Origin of the sequence: Kitasatospora sp. NPDC096128, from assembly GCF_040303105.1 — a bacterium.
Lineage (GTDB): Bacteria > Actinomycetota > Actinomycetes > Streptomycetales > Streptomycetaceae > Kitasatospora.
Window position 1 is genome coordinate 24245 of record NZ_JBEOSP010000023.1, and the last position, 22319, is coordinate 46563.

Annotated in this window: 23 protein-coding genes; 11 read left to right on the forward strand and 12 right to left on the reverse strand. The window is 74.8% G+C overall.

Going from position 1 to position 22319, the window contains the following annotated elements:
- Positions 1-54: 54 nt before the first annotated feature.
- Positions 55-273: a ferredoxin gene (locus tag ABTY61_RS24630; protein ID WP_350507215.1), complete on the reverse strand. Its 219-nt coding sequence runs from the start codon at positions 271-273 to the stop codon at positions 55-57.
- A gap of 205 nt (positions 274-478) precedes the next feature.
- Positions 479-2020, reverse strand: a complete 1542-nt coding sequence (locus ABTY61_RS24635) for an ATP-dependent DNA ligase (RefSeq protein ID WP_350507216.1) — start codon at positions 2018-2020, stop codon at positions 479-481.
- Between the two features lie 112 nt (positions 2021-2132).
- On the opposite strand from ABTY61_RS24635, the gene ABTY61_RS24640 reads away from it, so the two are divergent.
- From ABTY61_RS24640 to ABTY61_RS24675, 8 genes are all read left to right on the forward strand, one after another.
- Complete coding sequence (locus ABTY61_RS24640; RefSeq protein WP_350507217.1) at positions 2133-2414, forward strand: hypothetical protein; 282 nt, start codon at positions 2133-2135, stop codon at positions 2412-2414.
- 740 nt (positions 2415-3154) lie between these two features.
- Positions 3155-3322: a hypothetical protein gene (locus ABTY61_RS24645; RefSeq protein ID WP_350507218.1), complete on the forward strand. Its 168-nt coding sequence runs from the start codon at positions 3155-3157 to the stop codon at positions 3320-3322.
- Positions 3323-3410: 88 nt separating this feature from the next.
- Positions 3411-4202: a glycerophosphodiester phosphodiesterase family protein gene (locus tag ABTY61_RS24650; protein WP_350507219.1), complete on the forward strand. Its 792-nt coding sequence runs from the start codon at positions 3411-3413 to the stop codon at positions 4200-4202.
- A gap of 6 nt (positions 4203-4208) precedes the next feature.
- Positions 4209-5600: an MFS transporter gene (locus tag ABTY61_RS24655; RefSeq protein WP_502895428.1), complete on the forward strand. Its 1392-nt coding sequence runs from the start codon at positions 4209-4211 to the stop codon at positions 5598-5600.
- Between the two features lie 280 nt (positions 5601-5880).
- Positions 5881-6360 (forward strand): GNAT family N-acetyltransferase, encoded by a 480-nt coding sequence (locus ABTY61_RS24660; protein WP_350507220.1) that lies wholly within the window; start codon positions 5881-5883, stop codon positions 6358-6360.
- A gap of 159 nt (positions 6361-6519) precedes the next feature.
- Positions 6520-7512, forward strand: a complete 993-nt coding sequence (locus tag ABTY61_RS24665) for a CAP domain-containing protein (RefSeq protein ID WP_350507221.1) — start codon at positions 6520-6522, stop codon at positions 7510-7512.
- 166 nt (positions 7513-7678) lie between these two features.
- Entirely contained in the window at positions 7679-9259 is a 1581-nt protein-coding gene (locus ABTY61_RS24670) for a sigma-70 family RNA polymerase sigma factor (protein WP_350507222.1), read from the forward strand.
- Positions 9260-9469: 210 nt separating this feature from the next.
- Positions 9470-10216, forward strand: coding sequence for a hypothetical protein (locus ABTY61_RS24675; RefSeq protein ID WP_350507223.1), 747 nt, complete (start codon positions 9470-9472; stop codon positions 10214-10216).
- A gap of 79 nt (positions 10217-10295) precedes the next feature.
- On the opposite strand, the gene ABTY61_RS24680 is transcribed toward ABTY61_RS24675, so the two are convergent.
- The 4 genes from ABTY61_RS24680 to ABTY61_RS24695 form a co-directional block, all read right to left on the reverse strand.
- The gene (locus ABTY61_RS24680) at positions 10296-10532 is read right to left on the reverse strand and encodes a hypothetical protein (protein ID WP_350507224.1); all 237 of its coding nucleotides are present in this window, start codon (positions 10530-10532) and stop codon (positions 10296-10298) included.
- 71 nt (positions 10533-10603) lie between these two features.
- The gene (locus ABTY61_RS24685) at positions 10604-11389 is read right to left on the reverse strand and encodes a L,D-transpeptidase family protein (RefSeq protein ID WP_350507225.1); all 786 of its coding nucleotides are present in this window, start codon (positions 11387-11389) and stop codon (positions 10604-10606) included.
- 118 nt (positions 11390-11507) lie between these two features.
- A complete protein-coding gene (locus ABTY61_RS24690; protein ID WP_350507226.1) occupies positions 11508-12266 on the reverse strand; it encodes a hypothetical protein in 759 nt (252 codons plus the stop codon).
- Positions 12253-12777, reverse strand: coding sequence for a SigE family RNA polymerase sigma factor (locus ABTY61_RS24695; protein WP_350507227.1), 525 nt, complete (start codon positions 12775-12777; stop codon positions 12253-12255). The genes ABTY61_RS24690 and ABTY61_RS24695 overlap by 14 nt, the downstream gene beginning before the upstream one ends.
- A 736-nt stretch (positions 12778-13513) precedes the next feature.
- On the opposite strand from ABTY61_RS24695, the gene ABTY61_RS24700 reads away from it, so the two are divergent.
- Together ABTY61_RS24700 and ABTY61_RS24705 are read left to right on the forward strand one after the other, a co-directional pair.
- A complete protein-coding gene (locus tag ABTY61_RS24700) occupies positions 13514-14422 on the forward strand; it encodes a carbohydrate kinase family protein (RefSeq protein ID WP_350507228.1) in 909 nt (302 codons plus the stop codon).
- 211 nt (positions 14423-14633) lie between these two features.
- Complete coding sequence (locus tag ABTY61_RS24705; protein WP_502895429.1) at positions 14634-16706, forward strand: HelD family protein; 2073 nt, start codon at positions 14634-14636, stop codon at positions 16704-16706.
- 12 nt (positions 16707-16718) lie between these two features.
- Here ABTY61_RS24705 and ABTY61_RS24710 read toward each other — a convergent pair whose 3' ends face one another.
- Positions 16719-17231: a GNAT family N-acetyltransferase gene (locus tag ABTY61_RS24710; RefSeq protein WP_350507230.1), complete on the reverse strand. Its 513-nt coding sequence runs from the start codon at positions 17229-17231 to the stop codon at positions 16719-16721.
- Positions 17232-17490: 259 nt separating this feature from the next.
- On the opposite strand from ABTY61_RS24710, the gene ABTY61_RS24715 reads away from it, so the two are divergent.
- Entirely contained in the window at positions 17491-18420 is a 930-nt protein-coding gene (locus ABTY61_RS24715) for a polysaccharide deacetylase family protein (protein ID WP_350507231.1), read from the forward strand.
- Between the two features lie 16 nt (positions 18421-18436).
- Here ABTY61_RS24715 and ABTY61_RS24720 read toward each other — a convergent pair whose 3' ends face one another.
- The 5 genes from ABTY61_RS24720 to ABTY61_RS24740 all read right to left on the reverse strand — a co-directional run bounded on the left by ABTY61_RS24720 (position 18437) and on the right by ABTY61_RS24740 (position 22304).
- Entirely contained in the window at positions 18437-18868 is a 432-nt protein-coding gene (locus ABTY61_RS24720) for a YchJ family protein (RefSeq protein WP_350507232.1), read from the reverse strand.
- Positions 18869-18943: 75 nt separating this feature from the next.
- Positions 18944-19597 (reverse strand): NADPH-dependent F420 reductase, encoded by a 654-nt coding sequence (locus ABTY61_RS24725; protein WP_350507233.1) that lies wholly within the window; start codon positions 19595-19597, stop codon positions 18944-18946.
- Positions 19598-19689: 92 nt separating this feature from the next.
- Positions 19690-20040 (reverse strand): hypothetical protein, encoded by a 351-nt coding sequence (locus ABTY61_RS24730; RefSeq protein WP_350507234.1) that lies wholly within the window; start codon positions 20038-20040, stop codon positions 19690-19692.
- A 71-nt stretch (positions 20041-20111) separates the two neighbouring features.
- Positions 20112-21662, reverse strand: coding sequence for an FAD-dependent monooxygenase (locus ABTY61_RS24735; protein ID WP_350507235.1), 1551 nt, complete (start codon positions 21660-21662; stop codon positions 20112-20114).
- A 27-nt stretch (positions 21663-21689) separates the two neighbouring features.
- Positions 21690-22304 (reverse strand): acyl-CoA-like ligand-binding transcription factor, encoded by a 615-nt coding sequence (locus tag ABTY61_RS24740; RefSeq protein ID WP_350507236.1) that lies wholly within the window; start codon positions 22302-22304, stop codon positions 21690-21692.
- Positions 22305-22319: the final 15 nt, after the last annotated feature.

Sequence of the window (22319 nt, forward strand, 5' to 3'; positions counted from 1 at the left end):
TGTGGGGAGTCCGGGACGTCGCCGGGCGGCGTGCGGGCCGGGCGGCGGGGGCGGTCAGGCGCCGGGCTGTGCGGTCCCGTCCTCGGTGACGGTGATCGCCTGGCCCGGGCAGAGCTCGGCGGCGAGTCTGACGTCGTCGAACTGCTCGGGCAGCACAGTGGTCTGACGGAGCCTCACCAGACTGTCCCGGTCGTCCTGGTCGAAGACCGCGGGGGCGTTCATCACACACATTCCGGAGCTGCAGCAACGGTCCCGGTCGACGCTCACCTGCATGTCGGGCACCTCTCGCCAGGGCGCCGCCGGCTGCCCGGCGGCCGCCTCTCGTTGTCACGGTCAACCTAGTCGCCGCTGGTCCGCCTACGGAGGGGTACGGCGGACGGATCGTCAAGAATGGCTGATTCGGCTCCTGCGTGAACGCCCTTGCAGCGCAATGCGTTTCAACTGGCGGCAGGCCACCGGGCGGGCGGAGCGGACGGCCTCACAAGCCCTCGGCGGCGGCCAACTCCCGTACGGAGGCGACGGTGTCGGCCTCGGCGGCGCTCTTGTCCGGCCGGTAGCGCACCACCCGGGCGAACCGCAGCGCCAGCCCGGCGGGGTAGCGGGTGCTGCGCTGGAGGCCGTCGAAGGCGATCTCGACGACCAGTTCCGGCCGCACCCGCACCGTCCGGGCGTCCCGGTCGACCTCCCGGGCGAGCAACTCGGCGGTCTGCCGGGCGAGTGTCGCGTCGGTCAGCCCCTTGAACGTCTTGCCGAGCATCACCCACGGGCCGAGACCCGGCTCGCCCGCCGCCCGGGCCCCCAGGTGCAGATTGCTCAGGAACCCCTGCCGCCGGCCGCTGCCCCACTCCGCGGCCAGCACCACCAGGTCCAGGGTGTGCCGGGGCTTCACCTTGATCCACCCGGCCCCGCGCCGCCCGGCCGCGTACCCGGCCGCCGGATCCTTCACCAGGACGCCCTCGTGGCCGAGCGCCAGGGCCCCGCGGAAGAACGCCAGCGCCTCCGCCCGGTCCCCGGTCTCGATCCGGCCCACCCGCAGGCCCTCCGGCGCCACCTCGGCCAGCGCCGCCCAGCGGTCCCGGCCCGGTCGGTCCACCAGGTCCTCGCCGTCCCGGTGCAACAGGTCGAAGAAGCGGACGCTGAGCGGGACTTCGGCCCGCAGCCGGTCCGGATCCCGCCGGGAGGCGGTGCGCGCCGCGGTCTCCTGGAACGGGCGCGGCCGCCCGTCCGCACCCAGCGCGATCGCCTCCCCGTCCAGCACCGCCGACCGCAGCGGCAGCGCCAGTGCCGCCTCCACCACCTCGGGGACCCGCGCCGCGATGTCATCCAGACCGCGGGTGAACACCGCCACCTCCCCGCCGTCCCGGTGCACCTGCACCCGGATCCCGTCCAGCTTCCACTCCACCGCCGCCGCACCGGTGCGCTCCAGCGCCGAAGCCACGTCCGGCGCCGACGCGGCCAGCATCGGCCGCACCGCCCGCCCCACCTCCAGGCGGAACGCGGCCAGGGCCCGGGCCCCATCGCCCAGCGCCGCCTCCGCCACCGCCCGGGCCGACCCCCGGAACATCAACGCCCGCCGTACCGCCGCCACCGGCACCCCGGCCGCCTGCGCCACCGCGTCTCCGACCAGCGCGTCCAGGGCCCCCTGCCGCAGATCCCCGACCAGCACCGCCCGCAGGAACCCCTGCTCCACCTCCGTCGCCCGCCCGAACAGCCCGACCAGCAACCGCCGCCGCTCGGCCTGCGCCCCCGCCCCGTGCACCCCGGCGATCCGCTCCAGCTCCCGCTCCACCTCCCGCACCCCCAGCGAGGCCGCCGCGGCCGGCGCCGGCAGGTCCCGCAGGGCCGCCCACCCCACCCCGGTCCGCAACCGCTGCGCCTCACCCGACAGCAACACCACCGCCGCCGCCCCCTCCTCGGCCCCCAAATCCCGCAGACACCCCGCCAGCAGCCCCACCTTCGCCCGCCGCCCGGGCTCCGCCGCCACCTCCCGCGACACCTCCGCCAACCGCGACAACCCCATCCGCCGCCACCTCCACCCACCCAGCATCCGCGCGACCCCCCGGCCCCGCACCCCGACAACCCGGGCGCGTAGCCTTCCCCGTCCAGCAGTTGACCGGTGAGGGGGAGCGGCCGTGTCGATCGAGTTCGTGCGTCGGGCGGACGGCCTGGTCTACCGCTACCGCCAGGACGGCGAGTTCAACGGCCGACCGTCCTTCCGGCGCGTCGACCTCGACGTCCGCTGCTGCTGGCTGCCCGGGCGCGGCTGGTGCACCGTCGGTGCCGACGGCACCCCTAACGGCTGGCCCCTCGCCGGCCGCGCCGCTCAGGGCCCGCTCCCCCCGCCCGGCCCCTGGCGCAGCTGGAAGGCCGGGAAGTCCTACCTCTACGACCTCCGCCGGACCCCCACCCCTTGAGGACCGTTCGCCGACGGAAAACCCGAGGCGCCCAGCGGTGCTCCGCGGTCATACTGACCGGGCCCACCGCCGTCCCGTCCCGAGGGGCGGGCCGGAACCGGGGCGAGGAGACAGGAGAGTCGTGGCGCGGCACACCGCTTGTACGGCGATGGCGACCCTGGCGGTGATCGCCCTCGCGGCGGGCTGCTCGGCCGGGCCGGAGGTCCGGCCCGCGAGCCCTTCCGCGACCGGAGCGCCGTCGACCCCGCCCCCCGAGCCGGTGGCGGCGTGGCGGTCGCTGCCGCCGTTGTCCGGCGAAGGTGCGAGAGCCGCGCTGCTGCCGGTCGCCGAACTGCCGCCGGGCAGCACCACGCAGGACGACGGCCCGCCGTCCGCCGCCGTGGCGGACGCGGTCGCCAAGGCGTCGCGGCGGGATCCGGGCTGCGTGCCGGTCCTCTCCGCCATGTTCGACAGGCCCGCCGACTCTGCCCGGCTCTGGTATGTCACCGGGAACAACACCCGGGACAACCGGACGCTCGTGGACGTCGGCGCCATCCCCGGCGGCCGGTCGCGGGAACGGTTTCGAGGCGCTGCGGACCGCCGTCGCCGGGGGCGGCTGCACCGGGCTGCGGCTGGACGACCGGGTGGGCGCGGAGCCGCTCAAGGTCGAGCCGGTGCTCACGGGAGCGCTGGAGGTTCCGGCTATCGGCTTCCGGGTCCTCTTGCCGACCGGGGCGGCTACCTCCCGGGGCGGAACCACGATGCTGTTCCTGTACGCGGCGGTCGGCGACAACCGCGTGGTGATCGCGATGACCGACGACACCGCGCACGCCCCCGTGCTGCGCGCGGACCTGGTGGCCGCACAGCTCCACCGGCTGGTCACCGCAGGGGCCATGCCGCCGGACGGGACACCCGGCGTTACTGCTTGACAGGGTGCGTAATACTGTAACGCGCGCGGTCCGAGGCGCCGTCGGAGCGGGCCGCGCGGCGTCCCTTCCCAGCAGCTCGGAGCACCGCATGCACCCCTTCCTCGACCACCCGGGGCCGCTGGCCTTCGCGCACCGGGGCGGTGAGCTCGGGCACCCGGAGAACTCGCTGGCCGCGTTCGAGGCCGCCGTGGCGCTGGGCTACCGGTACCTGGAGACGGACGTGCACGCCACCGCGGACGGGGTGCTGGTGGCGTTCCACGACTCCCGGCTCGACCGGGTGACCGACCGCGCCGGAGCGGTGGCGGAACTGCCCTGGGACACCGTCCGCCGGGCCCGGATCGGCGGCACCGAGCCGGTGCCGCTGCTGGAGGACCTGCTCGGGGCCTTCCCCGCGGCCCGGTTCAACGTGGACGTGAAGGCGGCGCCCGCCGTCGGGCCGCTGGTCGAGGCGATCCGCCGGACGAACGCCTGGGACCGGGTCTGCGTCGGCGGCTTCTCCGACAGCCGGATCGCCGCCGTGCGCGCCGCCGCCGGCCCCCGGCTGGCCACCTCGCTGGGCCCGCGCGAGGTGGCCCGGCTGCGGCTGCGCTCGCTGGCGGGCCCGCTGGCGCGGGGCGGGGCGCCGTTCGCCGGGGTGTGCGCCCAGGTGCCGGAGCGGCACCGGGGGGTCAGGGTGGTCGACCGGGCCTTCGTCCGGGCCGCGCACCGCCTCGGCCTGCAGGTCCACGTGTGGACTGTGGACGATCCCACACGGATCCGGTCTCTCCTCGACCTGGGTGTGGATGGCATCATGGCGGATCGCATCGACGTCCTGAAGGGCGTCCTCGGCGAGCGCGGCTGCTGGACGGACGGCAGCACCGGCTCCAGCACAGTGAAATAGGAGCCCATGAGCACCACGGACCACCTGCCGGACGACGTCTCGTCGCCTCCGGCGGCCGCCGACGAAGGCCGTGCCCTGCGCCGGATGCAGTTCGGCTGGTACATCAACGACTGGGCCAACGCCGCCTTCTCGGCCACCGTCCTGACCGTCTTCCTCGGGCCGTACCTGACCGAGGTGGCGAAGAAGGCCGCCGACGCGTCCGGTGACGTGCACCCGCTCGGCCTGACGATCCGCGCCGGATCGTTCTTCCCGTACACGGTCTCCTTCTCCGTGCTGATCTCGGTCGCGGTGATGCTGCTGACCGGCACGGTCGCCGACCGCACCGGGCGGCACAAGGAGCTGATGTGCGGCTTCGCCTACGTGGGCGCGCTCGCCACCATGGGGATGTTCTTCCTCGACGGCGACCGCTACCTGCTCGGCGGGGCGCTGCTGGTGGTCGCCAACATCTCGTACGCGGTGTCCGTGGCGCTCTCCTACGCCTACCTCCCGGGCCTGGCCGCCCCCGACGAGCGCGACGCCGTCTCCTCCAAGGGCTGGGCCTACGGATACGCGGGCGGCGGACTGCTGCTGATCGTCAACCTGGCGCTGTTCCAGGGCCACGACGCGCTCGGCCTCTCCTCCGGCACCGCCGTGCGGATCTGCCTGGCCTCGGCCGGCCTGTGGTGGGCGCTGTTCACCCTCGTCCCGCTGTTGCGGCTGCCGTCCCGGGCCGGCGTCGTCCGGGCGCGCGCCGCGGCCGCGCCGGACCAGCCGGCCGCCGGCAGCCTGCGCGAACTCGGCCGCACCCTCAAGGGCATGCGCAAGCACCCGCTGACGCTGCTCTACCTGGCGGCCTTCCTCTGCTACAACGACGGCATCCAGACCGTCGTCTCGCAGGCCTCGCTGTACGGCAGCGAGGAACTCGGCATGGAGCAGGGCACGCTGGTCATCGCCGTGCTGATCGTCCAGATCGTGGCGATCGGCGGCGCGCTGCTGCTGGGCCGGATCGCCCAGCGCCACGGCGCCAAGAAGACCATCCTCGGCTCGCTGGTCGGCTGGGTGGTCACGCTGGCCCTCGGCTACTTCATGCCGGCCCACCAGCCGGCCTGGTTCTACATCCTGGCCTGCATGATCGGCCTGGTGCTCGGCGGCAGCCAGGCGCTCTCCCGCTCGCTGTTCTCGCACCTGATCCCGGCCGGCCGGGAGGCCGAGTACTTCAGCCTCTACAAGGTCAGCGACCGTGGCACCAGCTGGATGGGCCCGCTGGTCTTCGGCCTCGCCTACGAGGTCACCGGCAGCTACCGCTCGGCGATCATCTCGCTGCTGATCTTCTTCGTGATCGGCTTCGCGGTGCTGGCGAAGGTCCCGGTCCGCCGCGCCATCGAGGCAGTGGGCAACCCCGTCCCCGAGCGCCTCTGACCCCGCCGCCGGGGGGCGGGGGGCCCCCCGCCCCCCCCGGCGGGGGGGGCGGGGGGGGGGGGGTACCCGACCCCCGGCCGCCGGGGGCGGCCCCCCGCCCCGGCCGCCGGCGGTCCGGAGCGGAGGGACGGGTTCACCCTCCCAGGGGGCCGGGGGCGGGCCGTTGGGAAGGGCCGGAGTGGAGTGCGGTGCGGGCGGTGTTGGCCGGGGTGGAGATCGGCGGGTGGCCGACGGGGCGTCATGCTGGCCCGAGCCTGTCCGACCGAGCGAGGAGACCGAGTTGAGCACCGCCGCCGTGAACCGTTGGAAGATCAGCGCCCCGGAGCGGGGCGAGTACCCGCAGTGGCGTGAACTCTTCCGGGGGTACTGCGAGTTCTACCGGGTGCCGATGCCGGAGGAGAAGGCCGCGCTGGTGTGGTCCTGGCTCAACGACCCGGCGCACGAGGTGGAGGGGCTGCTGGTCCGGGACGGCGACGGGACGCCGGTCGGGTTCGCGCACTTCCGGCCGTTCGCGCGGCCGCTGCACGGTGCGGTGGGCGGGTTCCTGGACGACCTGTTCGTCGCGCCCGAGGTGCGCGGCGGCGGCGCGGTGGACGAACTGCTGGCCCGGTTGCGGGAGATCGCCGCCGAGCGCGGCTGGAGCACGGTGCGCTGGATCACGGCTGACGACAACCACCGGGCGCGCAGCAAGTACGACCAGGTGGCCACCCGGACGATGTTCGTCACCTACGACATGGCCCCGGAGGGCCAGGCCCGCTGAGCCCGCCGACCCCGCCGGGCAGCCGATCGGAGCGGGTGACCGGTTCGCGTGACCAAGTCGCCGGACATTCGTTCGGACTTTCTGTTATCGGCTTTCCACCAGGGGGTCTCCCAGGTGTCGGCACCCGACCAGCCGACCTGGACAGAAAGCAGTGGCCACGTGAACAGCGACGACAGGACGACCATCATCCCGGTGAGCGACAGCGGGAGCGGCGGCCGCGGCCGCCCGGGTGGCCGGGCCGCACGGAGGGCCGCCGAGCGGCACGCCGGCCGCGGCCGCCGGGGGCGCAGGCGTGGCGGGTTCGTGCCGGTGACCGCGGTGGTCGCCGCCGTGGCCGGGACGGGCCTGATCGCTGCGCTGGCGGGCGCCGGGTACGCGGCGTACGGCGGCAAGCAGGCCGACCGGGACCTCGCCGGGCAGGCCGCCGCGGCCGACTCGCTGGTCGCCGCCGAGCTGGGGACGCACGAGGGCATCCAGGTGCCGGGCGCCGGGGCAGCGGGCCCCGCTGCTGCCGTGCCGCCGTCGGGCGGTGCGACGGCGACGGGCCCGACGGCCACCCCGAGCCCGACGGCCACCGCGACCGCCACCGCCTCCCCGACGGCCCTGCCCACGGCGACGCCGACCGCGACGGCCACCGCGACCGCCAAGCCGAGCCCGGCGGCCACCCATCCGAGTGCGAACGCCGCCGCGGGCACCGCCCAGCGGGCCGCCGCCGCACCGGCGGGCGGCGGGTCGGCGGGCGGCGGGTCGGCGGGCGGCGGGTCGTCCCCCGCGTTCGCGCAGCAGGTCGTCGACCTGGTCAACACCGAGCGCGCCAAGGCCGGGTGCGGCCCGGTCACCGCGGACTCCCGGCTGGCCAGCGCGGCGCAGTCGCACAGCGACGACATGGCCGATCGCAACTACTTCGACCACGCCAGCCCGGAGGGCTACCACGCCGACCACCGGATCGAGGCGGTCGGCTACCGCTGGAGCACCTGGGGCGAGAACATCGCCCGGGGGCAGAGCGACCCGGCGGCCGTGATGGATTCCTGGATGAACAGCCCCGGTCACCGCGCGAACATCCTGAACTGCGACTTCAAGCAGCTCGGCGTGGGTGTGCGGACCGGTGCCAACGGTCCGTGGTGGACCCAGGTGTTCGCCGCCCCGGCCTGACCGGGCCCGCCCCGCGTCGTCTCCGCTCCCCGCCTGTGGCCGGTACCTCCGGCCATGGGCCAGTCCGATTTTCCGATTCCGCGCACATTGTTGTTATCTGATCACTCCCCAAAGGTCTCCGAGGAGGCAGCGGCGGACGGAAACACGGCAAGACGGAGTGCGGACCATGAACGCTGATGTGCAGAACAGGACCGGGACGACCCTGGTACGCGCGGCGCAGGCAGGTGACCGGCAGGCCCAGGAGGCCCTGGTCGCCGCCTGGCTGCCGCTCGTCTACAACGTGGCCGGCCGCGCCCTGCGCGGCCACGCCGACGTGGACGACGTCGCCCAGGAGACCATGATCCGCGCCCTGGACGGCCTGGACGGGCTCCGCGACCCGGAGTCCTTCCGGTCCTGGCTGGTCGCCATCACCATGAACCAGATCCGCCGCCGCCACGCCGCCGGGCAGCAGCAGCCCACCGTCGGCGGTCTGGACGAGACCTGGGAGGTCCACGACCCCCGGGCCGACTTCACCGACCTCACCATCCTGCGCCTGGGCCTGTCCGGCCAGCGCCGCGAAGTGGCCGAGGCCACCCGCTGGCTGGACCCGGACGACCGCGAGCTGCTCGCCCTGTGGTGGCTGGAGGCGGCCGGCGAACTCACCCGCGGCGAACTCGCCGAGGCCCTCGACCTGACCCTGCCGCACGCCGCTGTCCGGGTCCAGCGGATGAAGAAGCAGCTGGAGGCCGGACGGGTCGTGGTCCGCGCCCTCGGCGCCTACCCGCAATGCCCCGGACTCGCCGAGGTGACCGCCGGGTTCGACGGCACCCCGAACTCGGTCTGGCGCAAGCGGATCGCCCGGCACATCCGCGGCTGCGCGGGCTGTGACGGCCTGGGCCGTGACCTCTTCCCGGCCGAGGGGCTGCTGGCCGGTCTCGCGCTGGTCCCGATCCCGTCGGCCTCGCCCGCCCTGCTGCACCTCCAGCACACGGCCGCGACTGCCGCGGCGGCCGCCCACTCGGCCGCCGCCGGGGCGGGCTCGGGCGCGGGAGCCGGTACGGGGGCCGGTGCGGCCGTCGGCGGTGGCGCGCACGGCGGTTGGGCCGGCATCGCCGCCCGTAAGGCCGTCCTGGCGGGCGGCGCGGCCGCGGCGGTGGCCGTCACCACCCTGGCCCTGGTCTGGTCGAACCCCAGCGAGCCGCCGAGCGCGACGGCACCCGAACCCACCGTCCCGGCCGCCGCCGTGGACACCCCGGCGGCCCTGCCGGTGACCGCGCCCGCCGGCCCCACCCCCACTCCCACTCCCACCGAGACGCCGACCCCCACCGGGACCCCGACGCCCTCGCCGACCGCCACCCGGCCGACCCCGGCCGCACCGCAGCCCAACCCGGAGCGGCAGCTGGTGGACCTGGTCAACGCCGAACGCGCCAAGGCGGGTTGCGCCCCGCTGCGGATCGATCCCCGGCTGCACACCTCGGCCCAGAAGCACTCCGACGACATGGCCGCCCGTGGCTTCTTCGACCACGTGAACCCTGACGGCGTCCGCGCGGACGCCCGGATCACCGCGGCCGGCTACCGCTGGTCCCAGTGGGGCGAGAACCTCGACCGCGGCCCGACCACGGCGGCGAGCGTCTTCGCCCGCTGGATGGACGGCGGGATCCACCAGTCCAACATGCTCGACTGCGGCTTCAAGGACATCGGCGTCGGCGTCGCCACCAGTCCCGCCGGCACCCTCTGGACCCAGGACCTGGGCGCGCCGATGTCCTGACCCGATCCGACCTGACGCGGATCGGTTCGGGCCTGCTCCGGGCCGATCCGGCAGGCGTTTCCGGCCAAGTTCTGACGTGATCATGCTGGCCGCACCGGAACCGCCTTGGAGCGTTCCAATTCTTGCTACCGTCGCACCGGTTCCACCACCCCGGCGCCCGCACGGCCGCCGTGCGGGGCCCTACGGACCTGCCGATTGGACTGGTGTGAAGTGACAAGACTGCGCGACCGACTGCTGGACCGTTCGTCGACCGCCGCCCTCCGGAGCCGAATCGCCGCCCTGGCCGGGGCGCTCGCTCTGCTGGTGGCCGTCCTGGTCGGAGCGGGTGCGGCCCCCGCCTCCGCCGCACCGGCCACCGCCAACGCCGCTGCCAATGCCGCCAAGACCGCCGCCGCCGGGCCCGGTTGGATCTGCCGGGGTGCGCCCGTGACCCCGGGCTACGTCCTCACCAACCACACCAACAACGGCTGCAACGGAGCCGGCATGTGGTACCAGCAGCCCGTCCGCGACGGCATCTGGACCTGCGCCACCTCGCCGATCCCGGCCGGCTACGTGCTCTCCGGCCACAACCCCACCGGCTGCGACGGCTACGACTCCTGGTACATGCGGCTGCCCGTGGACGGCCTGTGGACCTGCGGCACCTCGCCCATCCCGCCCGGCTACGTGCTGACCGCCCACGTCGGGAACGGCAACGGCTGCACCAACATCGACGCCTGGTTCATGCAGCGCGCCAGGGACGGCATCTGGACCTGCGCGGGATCGCCGATCCCACCGGGCTACGTCAACACCGGCCACCAGGTGCCCGGTTGCGGCGGCATCGGCTCCTGGTTCCAGGTGGTGGCCCGCGCCGGGCAGGTGGTCTGCCCCTACCAGCCCGTTCCGGCCGGCTTCCGCCTCGGCGCCTACGTCAACACCGGCTGCAGCGGCCTGGGCGGGTGGTACCTCCTCCGGGCCTGAACCGACCGGGGCCCGGGGAGGGGAGCCGTACGACGGCCGCACCCACCCCTCCCCGGGCCCCGGTCAGGGGAGGGGCGACCTAGGCGGGCGTGACCGGCACCAGGCCGTCGGCCGAGCCGGTCACGTACCCGGTGGCCTGCCCTACCACCCCGCCCGCGTCCCCGACCTGCCCGGGCACCGCGTCCGGCGCGCTGGTCAGCGGACCGGGCAGCCCCTCCTGACCGCCGACCGCGCTGGCGTGCGCACTCGGGGCGGTCAGGGAGGCCACCACGCCGACGGCGAGCGACGCGACGGCGAGCATGCTGCGCTTCTTCATGGCCGGTCCAACGACGCTGCGCTGCAAGGGTTACGGGCCACCCCGGCCGACAGCGTCGGCCGGGTCCGCGATCAGCGGGTCAGCGCCGCGGCGTCCCCCATCACCACCACCGGGTGGAGCGCCGGATCGAGCGCGGTCAGCAGCTCCCGCATCCGGTCGGCGGTCATGCTGACGCAACCGTGGGTCGGCCCGCCGTGGTCGACGTGCAGCCAGATCCCGCCGCCGTAGCCGCTGCCGCGCGGGCGGCGCCGGTCGAGCGGGGTCGAGCCGGAGACGCGGTTGTAGTCGATCGCGACCACGTAGTCGAAGGCCCCGGCCAGCGGCTCGCCGTCGAACCCGGTGCCCGAGATCACGAAGTCCTCGGAGCGCTCGTACGGCAGCCGACTTCCCGGGTCGGGCAGCCGGCCGCCCGCGTCGGTGAGCGTGAACACCCCGACGGGGGAGCGCAGATCGCCCTGGCGGTGGTCGGTGGTCCAGCCCTTCCGGGCGTTGCGGGTCGGCCAGGTCGGCCCGGCGAGCCAGCCGTCGCCGTCGTTGCGGTACAGCATCGCGTGCCCGGTCGAGGCGTCGGGCCCGTCGCCGGTGACCACCAGCACCTGCCGTGACCCGGCCGGTATCGCGCTGCGCAACTGTGCCCCCACGCCCGGCAGTTGGCGCGGCAACTCCGGTGGCGCGGGCCGCGCGGCGGCGACCGGCTGCCCGGCGGGGACGTCCGGAGCGGGTGCGTCCGGCGCGGAGACGGCGGGTGAGGGGGTGGCGGCAGAGGGCGTGACGGCGGCGGAGGGCCCGGAGCCGTCGGGTGCGCAGCCCACCAGGAGCAGGGCCAGCCCCACGAGGGCGCGACGGGGTAGGGACATGGCGTTCCGTTTCATCGAGCGGCCAAAGAGCCGGGAGAGGTCCAGCGAGCCGGGAGAGCTCGGGAGAGCTCGAAAGAGCCGAGAGTGTCGAGGGATGCTCAGCGGAGCGGGCGGGGGATCAGCGGCCGTCCGCCCGGATCGATTCGAGCACCTGCTGCACCTGTCGCAGCGTCGGCTCCGAGGCCTCCCGGGTACAGGCCGTCAGCTCGAGCAGGACGGGGCCCTTGAGTTCGAGGCTCCGCCGGCCGACGAGTTCCCGGTCGCCGTTGCGGCCCGCGCAGTCCTTGTCGACGGCGGTGTCCGCCATGCCGATGGTCGCCCCGTCCGGTTGGCCGCCCGGGTCGGGCGCGGACACCAGCCGCAGGGTGAGCAGGACCCGGTCCGGGGCCGTCGGCGCGGCCGGTCTGGCGCAGGGGGAGGCCGACTTGGGACAGGGCGCCATCGGGTCGAACGGTTGGTTGGCCAGGTAGCCGACGGCCCGGTGCGGGTCGCCGTCGACGGGTGCCGCGTACCAACCCGGCGGCAGGGTGGCGGTGAGGCCGTCCACGCCGGGGAAGCGGATCGGGCCGCCCGTCTCCGTGGGGGAGGGCGAAGGCGACGGAGCCGCCGTGACCCCCGGCTGTCCCGCGGCCCGCTGCTCCGGGGCCGGCGCCGGAGCGATCGCCGGGGCGGCGGCCAGCGCGGCGGCGACCAGCCCGCCGGTCAGCCCGGCTCCGAGCCCGGCGTTCCGCCGTCGCCGCCTGGTCCGGGCGGCCCGGGCGAACACCCGCTCCATCCGGTCGTCCGGCGCGCCCAGGGCCGGGACGGCCTCCTGCAGCAGGACGCGCAGCTCGTCCTCGGCCCCCTCGGCGCCGTCCCGCGGTTCAGACCAGTTCACGGCTTCCCCCGTCCAGCAGCAGTTCCCGGGCCGGGAGCCGGCCGCGCAGGGTGGCCAGCGCCCGGTGCGACTGGCTCTTGACCGTGCCGGTGCTGCAGCGCAGCACCTCGGCCGTCTCCTCCACGCTGAGGTCCTCGAAGTAGCGCAGCACCACCACGGCCCGCTGGCGCGGGGGCAGGGCCCGGACCGCCTCGGCGACCACCTGGCCGAGCACCACCTCGTCGAAGGGGTCGGCCCGGGAGGCCACCGGTTCCGGCAGCTCGCCGTGCGGCAGTTCCCCGGTCCAGCGCCGCCGCCACCAGGAGACGTGGCAGTTGACCATGACCTTCCGCAGGTACGCCTCGGGCCGCTCGCGGGCGATCAGCTCCCAGCGGGGCCAGATCTTGGCGAGCGCGGTCTGCAGCAGGTCCTCGGCCTGGTGCGGGTCCCCGGTGAGCAGCCAGGCCGTGCGCAGCATCTTGGGGCCGCAGGCGGCGACGAACTCCGTGAAGTCCGGTGTCGCGTCCCTCATCCTGCAGCCGCCCCTGCCCCTGCCCCTGCCATGGTGCCCGCACCGTTCCCGTCAGCCGTGGCGGCCCGGCGGGCCGCGTTCTCGAAGGCGTCATTCTCACGGCTGCTGAACGCGATGGGAGAGGCGGGGGGTTGCCTGCCGATCGCGGGTATTTTCGCGGGCCGCGCAGAGGGCCACGTCCAGGGCCACGCCCGGGACCGCGCCGGGCCCGGCGGCGGACGTTGGACGGCCCGCGTGCCGGCCGGGGCCAGGCCGGGCGGCAGGCGGGCCGTGGGGACCACCATGGCCCGTCCGGCCCCGGACGGACAGGGGCGCACGGGGGCGCCCGGACGTGCGCGGAGGCGCGACCGGGCGGGCGAATCGCGGCAGAGCGTTCGAAAGCGGAGCAGAGTCCGCGAAGCGCGTCAGACCGTCCCCGAATGCTCCGGCGACCCGGCTCCGACCGGTCGTGCGCCGACGGCCGGAGCGGTGCTCGCGGAACCGATCGGAACCGATCGGAACCATGGCGACACGCGGACGTCCCCCGGACGGAGCACGCCGCTGGCGGCGCCCCCGGCCCGGGGCTAGCGTTCGTAGTGCTTCGTCCCCTGACGGACGGGGCCACGGCCGTCGGAGAACCTGGCCAGGTCCGGCGGCCGTACTCCTGTGCCCGGACGGCTCCGCGGCCGCACCGCGTAGGCTGCCCCCGGACGCCGCCCGCGAACCCGTCGCCCGGGAACAGGAGCCAGGAGCCGCCGTGACCACCCCCGCCCCGCCCCTCCTGGTGATCGGCGAGTGCGTCGCCGACATCGTCCGCACCGACGGCGCCCCCGACCGCGTCCACCCCGGCGGCAGCCCCGCCAACCTGGCGTACGGCGTGGCCCGGCTGGGCCGCCCGGCGGTGCTGCTCACCGAGCTGGGGCCGGACGCCAACGGGAGGCTGATCCGGAGCCACCTGGAGTCGGCCGGAGTGGTGGTCCGGGCCGCCGAGGTGGTGCGCACGCCCTCGGCGGTGGTGCGGCTGGACGGGCAGGGGCGGCCCGAGTACACCTTCGACATCGGCTGGACCCTGCCGCCCGCCGAACTCACCGCCGCCCCGGCCGCGATCCACCTCGGCTCGATCGGCGCGGTCACCGAGCCGGGTGCCGCCGCGGTGCTCGCCCTGGTGGAGCGCTGGCGCGACCGCGCTCAGGTCAGCTACGACCCGAACGTGCGCCCCGCGCTGATGGGCGAACGGGCGGAGGCCGTCCGCCGGGTGGAGCGCTGCGTGGCGCTGAGCGACCTGGTCAAGGCGAGCGACGAGGACCTCGCCTGGCTCTACCCGGGCGAGCCGGCCGAGGCGGTCGCCGAGCGCTGGCTCACCCTCGGTCCCGCCGTGGTCGCCGTCACCCTCGGCGCGGAGGGCGCCTTCGCGCTCACCGCGGGCGGCCGCCGGGAGCGGGCCGCGGCCGTCCCGGTCACGGTCGCGGACACCGTCGGCGCCGGCGACTCCTTCATGGCCGCCTTCCTGCACGCCCGCGCCGCCGGCACCGACCTCGCGGGCTGTCTCACCGAGGCCGTCACCGCCGCCGCGCTGACCGTCTCCCGCCCCGGCGCCGATCCGCCCTCGGCGGCCGAACTGGCCGCGGCCCTGGGCGACGGCACCGGGGTGGGCCCGAAAGCGTAGACCGGTGTCACCGGATCTCCCCCTTTTCCAACTCCCGAATGCGGCAAGCAATGGCGATATACGGAAAAGCGGAATTCTTGAGGCGCCGCGCGGTCGGCCGTCCTGGATTCGGTCACAGGGACATGGATTCAACGGGTAAGTCAAGACTTATCTTCCGAGAACTTTGACCGTATGGTATGGCTCGATTCGAAGGAGCCTGCTGTTGTCGAAGATGAATGATTCCGTTGGGTCGGCAGTTGACTCGGAGCGGGAATATGTGTCCTCGTTGTACGAGGTGCTCACCGAGCGGCTTTCCGAGGCGAGGGCACACCGGGCGAGCGTGCTGAATTCCCCGGCGGAAAGCGCCGGTGAGGCGTACGAGCGGGAAATCGCCGCCGAGCGGCTGACCAGGGAAATCGGCCGGCTGGCGGGCGCCGAAAAGGGGCTGGTCTTCGGCCGCGTCGACTGGACGGACGGAACGGCCCTGCGCATCGGGCGGATCGGACTGCATTCGGAGGACGGCGACCTGCCGCTGTTGGTGGATTGGCGGGCGAACGCGGCGCGGCCCTTCTACGAGGCGACCCCGGTCCACCCGATGGGCCTGCGACGGCGCCGGCACCTGCGCCTCGAGGAGCGCACGGTCGTCTCGGTCAGCGACGAACTGCTGGACGGGAGCGCCCCGACCGACGAGGACGTGGTGGGGGACGGCCCGTTGACGGAGGCCCTGTCGGCGCGGCGCACGGGCAGGATGCACGCGGCCGTCGCGACGCTCCAGGCCGAGCAGGACGAGATCGTCCGCTCCGCCCACCGCGGCGTGACCGTGGTGCAGGGCGGTCCCGGCACCGGCAAGACGGTGGTCGCCCTGCACCGGGCGGCCTACGTCCTGTACGCGTTCCCGCGCGCGGCGGAGGAGGGCGTCCTGGTGGTGGGCCCGAACACCCGGTTCCTCGACTACATCTCCCAGGTCCTTCCCTCGCTCGGGGAGAACGACGTCGTCCTGGCGACCTGCCGGGAACTGGCCGGAGTGTCCACGGACGCGGTGGATCCGTTCGACACGGCGCGGCTCAAGGGCGGTGCCGACCTCGCCGACGCCCTGGCCGGACTGCTGCGCGCCCACCAGGCCCCCGCCGGTGACTTCACCGTGCGGGTCGGCCGGGAGCCGGTCCGGCTGTCCGGTGAGGAGGTCGCCACGGCACGCGACGCCGCCGTGGCGGCCGTGGCGGGGCACCATCCCGCGCGCCAGGTGTTCAAGGAGCTCCTGGTCGACGCCGCCGCCGACGCGCTGCAACGGGACATGGGCGAGCTCCTGGAGCAGATCGACGCCGAGGCCGCCGAGATGACGGGCCTGGACCTCGACCGGTTCACCGGAGCCGCCCAGCGCCGTGCCGAAGGCGCGGCCGACCCGGGTCCGGCGCACGAACTGGACCTGGACGCCGTCCGGGCCGACCTCCTCGAGGACGCCGGCGTCGATCGGGCGGTCGAGGCGCTGTGGCCGCGGCTGGTGCCCGGTGACCTCGTGAAGGCGCTCCTGACGGACGCCGACGCCCTCGCCGAGCACCTGCCCCGCCTGAGCGCGCGGGAGCGGTCCCTGCTGCTGCGCAGTCCGGACGCCCCGTGGACCGAGGCCGACGTGCCGTTGCTGGACGAGGCGGCGAGCCTGGTCGACGGCCCGCCCGAGCGGACGTACGGGCACGTGGTCGTCGACGAGGCGCAGGAACTGACCGCGATGCAGTGGCGGATGATCGTGCGCCGCTGCCCGGCTCGGGGGATGACGCTGGTGGGCGACTTCGCCCAGGCGGGCCCGGTCGCGACGGCACGCGACTGGAAGGAGGCGCTCAGCCCGCACGTCGGACCGTGGTTCAAGCTGCACGAGCTGACCGTCAGCTACCGCACCACGCAGGAGATCCTGGAGAGCGTCCGGGCCCTGCTCGCGTGGATCGCTCCGGACCAGAAGCCCACCCGGTCGCTGCGCAGCGGTGAGCACCCCCGCACCGCGACCGCACCCGCGGACGGGCTGGTCGCCGCCGTCGCCCGGGAACTCCGCGCCCAGCGCGCCGCGCACCCGGGCGAGCTGCTGGGAGTGGTCTGTGCGGACGCCAGGGTCGGCGAGCTGACGGCCCGGGGCATCGCCCGCCACGCACGCATCGTGCCGGCCTCCGAAGCGCGCGGCCTGGAGTTCGACGGGGTCGTCGTGATCGACCCCGAGGAGATCATCGCGGCCCGCCCCGGCGGGGAGAGGGACTTGTACGTGGCCCTGACCCGGGCCACCAAGCGCCTCTGCACCGTCACCGGCCGGCCCGCCTGAGGACCGCGCCCCCTACCGGCCGTCCTCGGTGAGGTCCTTGCCGTACCAGACCTCCGAGTAAGGGCCGGTGTCGCCGTAGGCCGGTATCTCCCGGTAGCCGTTGCGCAGGTAGAGGGCGCGGGCCTCGACCAGGTCGAGGCGGGTGTCGAGGACGATCCGCTCGGCGCCCAGGGAGCGGGCGGCGTGGTCGACGGCGGCGAGCAGCCGGGCGCCGCCGCCGGTGCCGCGCAGGCCGGGGCGGACGAAGACCCGGGTGAGTTCGACGGTGGTGGCGTCGTGGCGGCGCAGTCCGGCGCAGGACTGGGGCGCGCCGTCGTAACGGCCGAGCAGGAAGAGGCCGGTGGGGGCGGCCAGGTCGTCGCTGGGGGAGCCGGCGAGGCCGGTCTCCAGCTCCTCCGGGGTGCCCTCGCGGTCCAGGTGGAGGAGGTAGTAGCGGTTGGCCACGTCGTAGTAGTACTCGCGCAGCAGCTGCGTGGCCTCGGGGGTGGTCACGTCGGCGGTGGTGATGGTCCAGCGGTCGGTCATACGCGCATGATCCTTTTCGGGACGCCGCCGCCGCAAAGGGTTTTCCTGCCGGCGGTGGGGGATTCGGCAAAGGATCGGCAAGGCGGGCGGCGTGCCGTTGCCCCGCGTGGGTGACGGGGGGTTGGTGGGGGCACGCGGCGGGGGAGCAGTAGCAGCTATGAACGGACCATCAGTTTGTCGCATTAGTGGGGATCTGAGGAGAAGCCAGAAGCCGCGCGGTGCGCGCTCCGGCCTGCTGGCCGCCGTCTGCCTCACTGCCGTGGTCACCGGCTGCGCCGGTCCCGCCGCCCAGCCGAAGTCCGCCCCGGCCGCCGGGGCACCCGCCGCCGGGGCCGCCGTCGCAGCACCCGGAACACCCGGGGCCGACGGAGCCTCGGCGGCGCCCGGGGCCGCCCAGCCCGCTCCGCCGCAGCTCCCCGGCCTGGCCCGGGAGCAGGAGGAGAGCAGCAGCGAGGCGTTGGCCCGCCAGGCCGACGCCGCCCGCGCCGTCCTGGAGACGGCGCAGCGCTGGGGCCTCGACCACCCGCCGCTGAAGCCACCGGCCCGCCCGGCGACCAGGACCGCCCTCACCCCGGTGCAGGGCGTCAAACTGAAGGACGGCCGTCCGCCCGTGGTGTTCCGGGTGCCGATCCAGGAGAAGGTGGTCTTCCTCACCGTCGACGACGGCTACGACAAGGACCCGGAGTTCGCCCGGATGGCGGCCGAGCTGGGGGTCCCGCTCAGCGCCTTCCTCTCCGACTACCTCGTCCGCGACAACTACGGCTACTTCCGGGACCTGCACAAGCAGGGCGTGGAGATCAACAACCACACGATCAACCACCGCAACCTCAAGGTCCTCGACTACGAGACCCAGCGCCGGGAGATCTGCGACCAGCAGGACCAGCTGGAGCAGCAGATCGGCGTGCGCCCCCGGCTCTTCCGGCCCCCGTACGGCGAGTACAACGACGACACCCTGCGCGCCGCCGCCTCCTGCGGGGTGCAGGCGGTGCCGCTGTGGAACGAGGAGGCCTTCCCGGACCACATGGAGTGGCGCTACGACGACCGGAAGCTCCACCCGGGCGACATCATCCTCACCCACTTCCGCGGCACCTCCGACTGGAAGGCCACCATGCCGGACCTGCTGCGCAAGGTGGTCAACGACGTCACCGCGGCCGGTTTCTCGCTGGGCCGTCTGGACGACTACCTCTAGGCCCGTCGTGGTCCGCTCAGCCGAGCGCGAGGGCGTCGAGGTACACCCAGGCGCCCTCGTGCCGGACGAACCGGCTGTGCTCGCTGAGCACGCCCTCCTCGCCGCCCTCGGTCCAGTGCGCGCGGAAGGCGACGGTGCCCTCGGCGTGGAAGGCGCCGCCCTCGCCGGTGGAGAGCACCTCCAGCCGGGTCCAGCGCAGCGCCGGGTCGAAGTCGACCTCGTCGGGCCGGGTGTCCGGGTGCCAGGTGCGCAGCAGGTAGGCCTCGTCCTGGGCGGCGAAGGCGCTGAACCGGGAGCGCATCAGCGACTCGGCGGTGCCGGCCTTCGCCTGGCCGCGGTGCAGCCGGCCGCAGCAGTCGCCGTAGGCGGCGGGCAGGCCGCACGGGCAGGGGGAGGACGGCAGCAGCCGGGGAGCGGCGGGGCGGGGCGCGGAACGACGTCGGGACATGCCGACCATTGTCCCCCACGGCCGGTCGGCGCACGCCGGGCCCGCCCCTCCACCGGGAGGGACGGGCCCCGGGTGCTACGCGGGCCGCCGGAAGGAGTAGTTGAACTCGGCGCTGCCGAAGTGGCCCATCATCCGCAGCCAGAACGGCATCATCATCTCGGTCGCCCGGGCGCCGGTGATGTCCCCGAGGTCGACGATCCAGTCGGCCGGCCAGCCGAACTCGCCCAGCAGGGCGACCGTCTCGGCCTTGGCCTCGGCGTCGTTCCCGGCGATGAACAGGTTGTGCTCGCCGGCCAGCTTCCCCGGGGCGACCATCAGCTCGCAGTTCAGCGTGTTGAGGGCCTTCACCACCCGGGCCTCGGGGAACTCGCGCTGGATCTGCTCGCCGACGCTGTCGGTGTTCACCGGGGCGAGGGTGACGCCCTCGGGGCCGAACACCAGCGGGTTGGACACGTCGATCAGCAGCTTCCCGGCGAGGTGCTCGGCCCCGGCCGCGTGCAGCGCGGCCGGCGAGACCGTCCCGCCGGTGGCGTTGAGCACCACCTCGCCGAAGGCCGCCGCCTCGGCGAAGGTCCCGCAGCTGCCGGCGGGGCCGGCCTGCCCGGCCCAGGCCAGCCCCTTCTCGTTGTCCTTGGTCCGGGAGCCCAGCATCACCTGGTGGCCGAGTGACACCAGCTTGTTCGCCAGGGTCTGGCCGACCATGCCGGTGCCGATGATTCCGATGCGCACAGCGTCCCCGTTCGTCCGGTTCCCTCCGCCCGTCGAGGAGCGGCCGCGACGACCCTAGTTGACGGGGCGTCGGTCGGGTGCGATTCCCGGGGTCACGCGCCGGGGCCGATGCTCATGAGGGCGATCAGCTCGATCGCGAGCGAGGCCGGCGGCACGAGGGAGATGCCCACCCGGGCCCGTCGGAACAACCAGGCCGCGGGCCATTGGAGGACGACCGCGATCAGCGCCGCGATCACGGCGGCTGAAGCGACTGCCAGGTGCGGCACGGCCGGGCACAGGTCCGTGGACAGGCAGGGATCCGTGGCCATCTCGCCGAGGCCCCGCAGTGCGACCGCGGGCGGCAGGAGCATCAGGGTCACCGCCGTCGAGATCAACGGCGCCCGCCACCAGCGGTCCCGTACGGTCCTGGTCGGGGCGGCTGCGGTGGGCTCGGATTCGCTCATGCGCCCATGGTCGCGGCGACTCCCGCCGCCCCGGCAGGGGAGGAGTACTCAGTCCGCCCGGGTGCGGGTACTCAGATCCGCGGCTCGCCGAACCAGTCGCGCAGCGCCCGCTCCAGCCCCTCCGGGTCGGCCTCGCCGGGGGCGCAGGCCCAGGCGACGTAGCCGTCCGGGCGCAGCAGCAGTGCTCCGGCAGGCGGCTGGGCCGGGGCGCGGTCGGCGGCGAGGACGTCGACCCGGTCCTTCCAGCCGGCCGCCCGGTCCGCGAGGCCGAGCGTGCCGCCGGTCAGGTCGATCAGCAAGGGCCGCCCGCTGCGCGCGAGTTCGGCCAGGCGGGTGCTCCCGGCCGGGGTGTCTAGGGCGAGCTCCGGGGCGAAGCCCCCGGCGAGCGGGTGCGGGCAGCCGGTGGCGTAGCGGACGTCGCTGCCCGCCATCAGGGCGGCGATCCGGGCGAGGTTGTCGTCGTGGGCGATCAGTTCGCCGACCAGGGCGCGCAGCGCGGTGGTGGCGGGGCCGGGGGCCATCAGGGCGGTCTGGGCCTGGGAGTGCATGAACACCCGCTCGCCGACCGGCCGGCGCTCGCTCTGGTAGCTGTCCAGCAGGCCGGGCGGGGCCCAGCCCCGGAGGTCGGCGGCGAGCTTCCAGCCGAGGTTGGCGGCGTCCTGGAGGCCGAGGTTGAGGCCGGGGCCGCCGGTCGCGGCGTGCACGTGGGCGGCGTCGCCGACCAGCAGGACGCGGCCCTCGCGGTAGCGCTCGGCGAGCCGGGTGTTGTGGCCGACGGTGCGGCGCGGGGTGAAGGGTCCCGCCGTACGGGCCGGGGTGAGCGGCAGGTCGGCGCCGGTGACCCGGCGGATGCTGGCGCGCAGCTCGTCCAGGGTGAGCGGGTCCGCCTCGTCCACCGGCGGGCCGCCCCACTCCATGGTGGCGATCATGACGGCGTCCGGGTTGAAGGGGGCGATGACGAACACGCCGTGTTCGGTGCGGGTGTGGGTGTACGGGCGGAACGGGGTCGGGCAGTCGGGCAGCAGGACCTCGCCGTCGGCGGTGGCGCGCAGCCCTTCGGGCGGCACCACGTGGGCGATCCGCGAGACCGGGTCGGGCGAGGTGACGCCGGGGAAGCCGATCGCGGCGAGCTTGCGCACGGTGCTGCGGCCGCCGTCCGCGCCGACCAGGTAGCGGGTGCGCAACTGCCGTGCTCCGTCCGGGCCATGGAGGTCGACGGTCACCCCGGTCGGGTCCTGGGTGAAGCCGGTGACCTCGCTGCGGCGCAGGACCGTGACGCCGAGTTCGAGGGCCCGCGCCTCCAGGACCTCCTCGATCCGGTGCTGCGGCACGGGCGCGGCGTGCAGCGGGTTGGCGGCGAGCCGGTGCAGCTCCAGCGGGAAGGCGCCGAACACGAACCGGGGTACGGGCTGCGGCGCGCCCGGGGTGCCGCTGAGCGGCTGGTGGAGGCCGCGGTGGTCGAGCAGCCGGAGCACCTGCCCGACCAGCCCGTTGGCCTTCTGCTCGCCGGAGCGCCCGGGCAGCCGGTCCAGGACCACCGGCCGGACTCCGGCCAGTGCCAGTTCGGCGGCCAGGAACAGCCCGACCGGGCCGGCGCCGACGATGACGACCTCGTTGGTCATCTCAATTCCCCCTCGGAAGTGGTGGGTTCACCGGGTGGACGGATCGGGCAGCCCGGCCGCCAGCTGCCGCAGGGTCTCGGCGAACAGCGGCTTGAAGGCCACCACCGGATCGGCGGCCAGGTAGTGCTCGCTGGCGACCTGCATCGCGGAGAGCGCGGCCGCGGCCACCAGCTTCGGGTAGAGGTCACGGTCGGCGTCGGTGCCGGTGCGGGCGGCGATCGCGGCGGTGAGCTCGGCCCGGGTCCGCGCGCCGCCGCGGACCAGTTCGGCCTGGAGCGAGGGCTCGCGCAGCAGCTGCCGTACGGCGGCGATCCACCCCGGGGCGGGCTCCTCCTCCGCGCCGTCGAAGGGCTCGACCAGGGCCTGGGTCAGTGCCTCCCACAGCGGCTCCTCCGCCGGGCGGGCCCGCAGGGCCTCGGCGGCCCGCAGGATCCGGTCGCGGTGCCGGTGGACGATCGCCTCGGCCTTGCTGGAGAAGTAGTTGTTGTAGGTGCGCGGGGAGACCCCGGCCGCGGCCGCGATGTCCTCGACCCGGACGTTCTCCAGGCCCCGTTCCACCGCAAGGCTCAGGGCCGCCCAGCTGAGTGCCTCCCGCGTCGCGGCCTTCTTCCGTTCCCGCAGCCCGGGCTGTCCGTCCGTCATGGCACCACTGTCGCG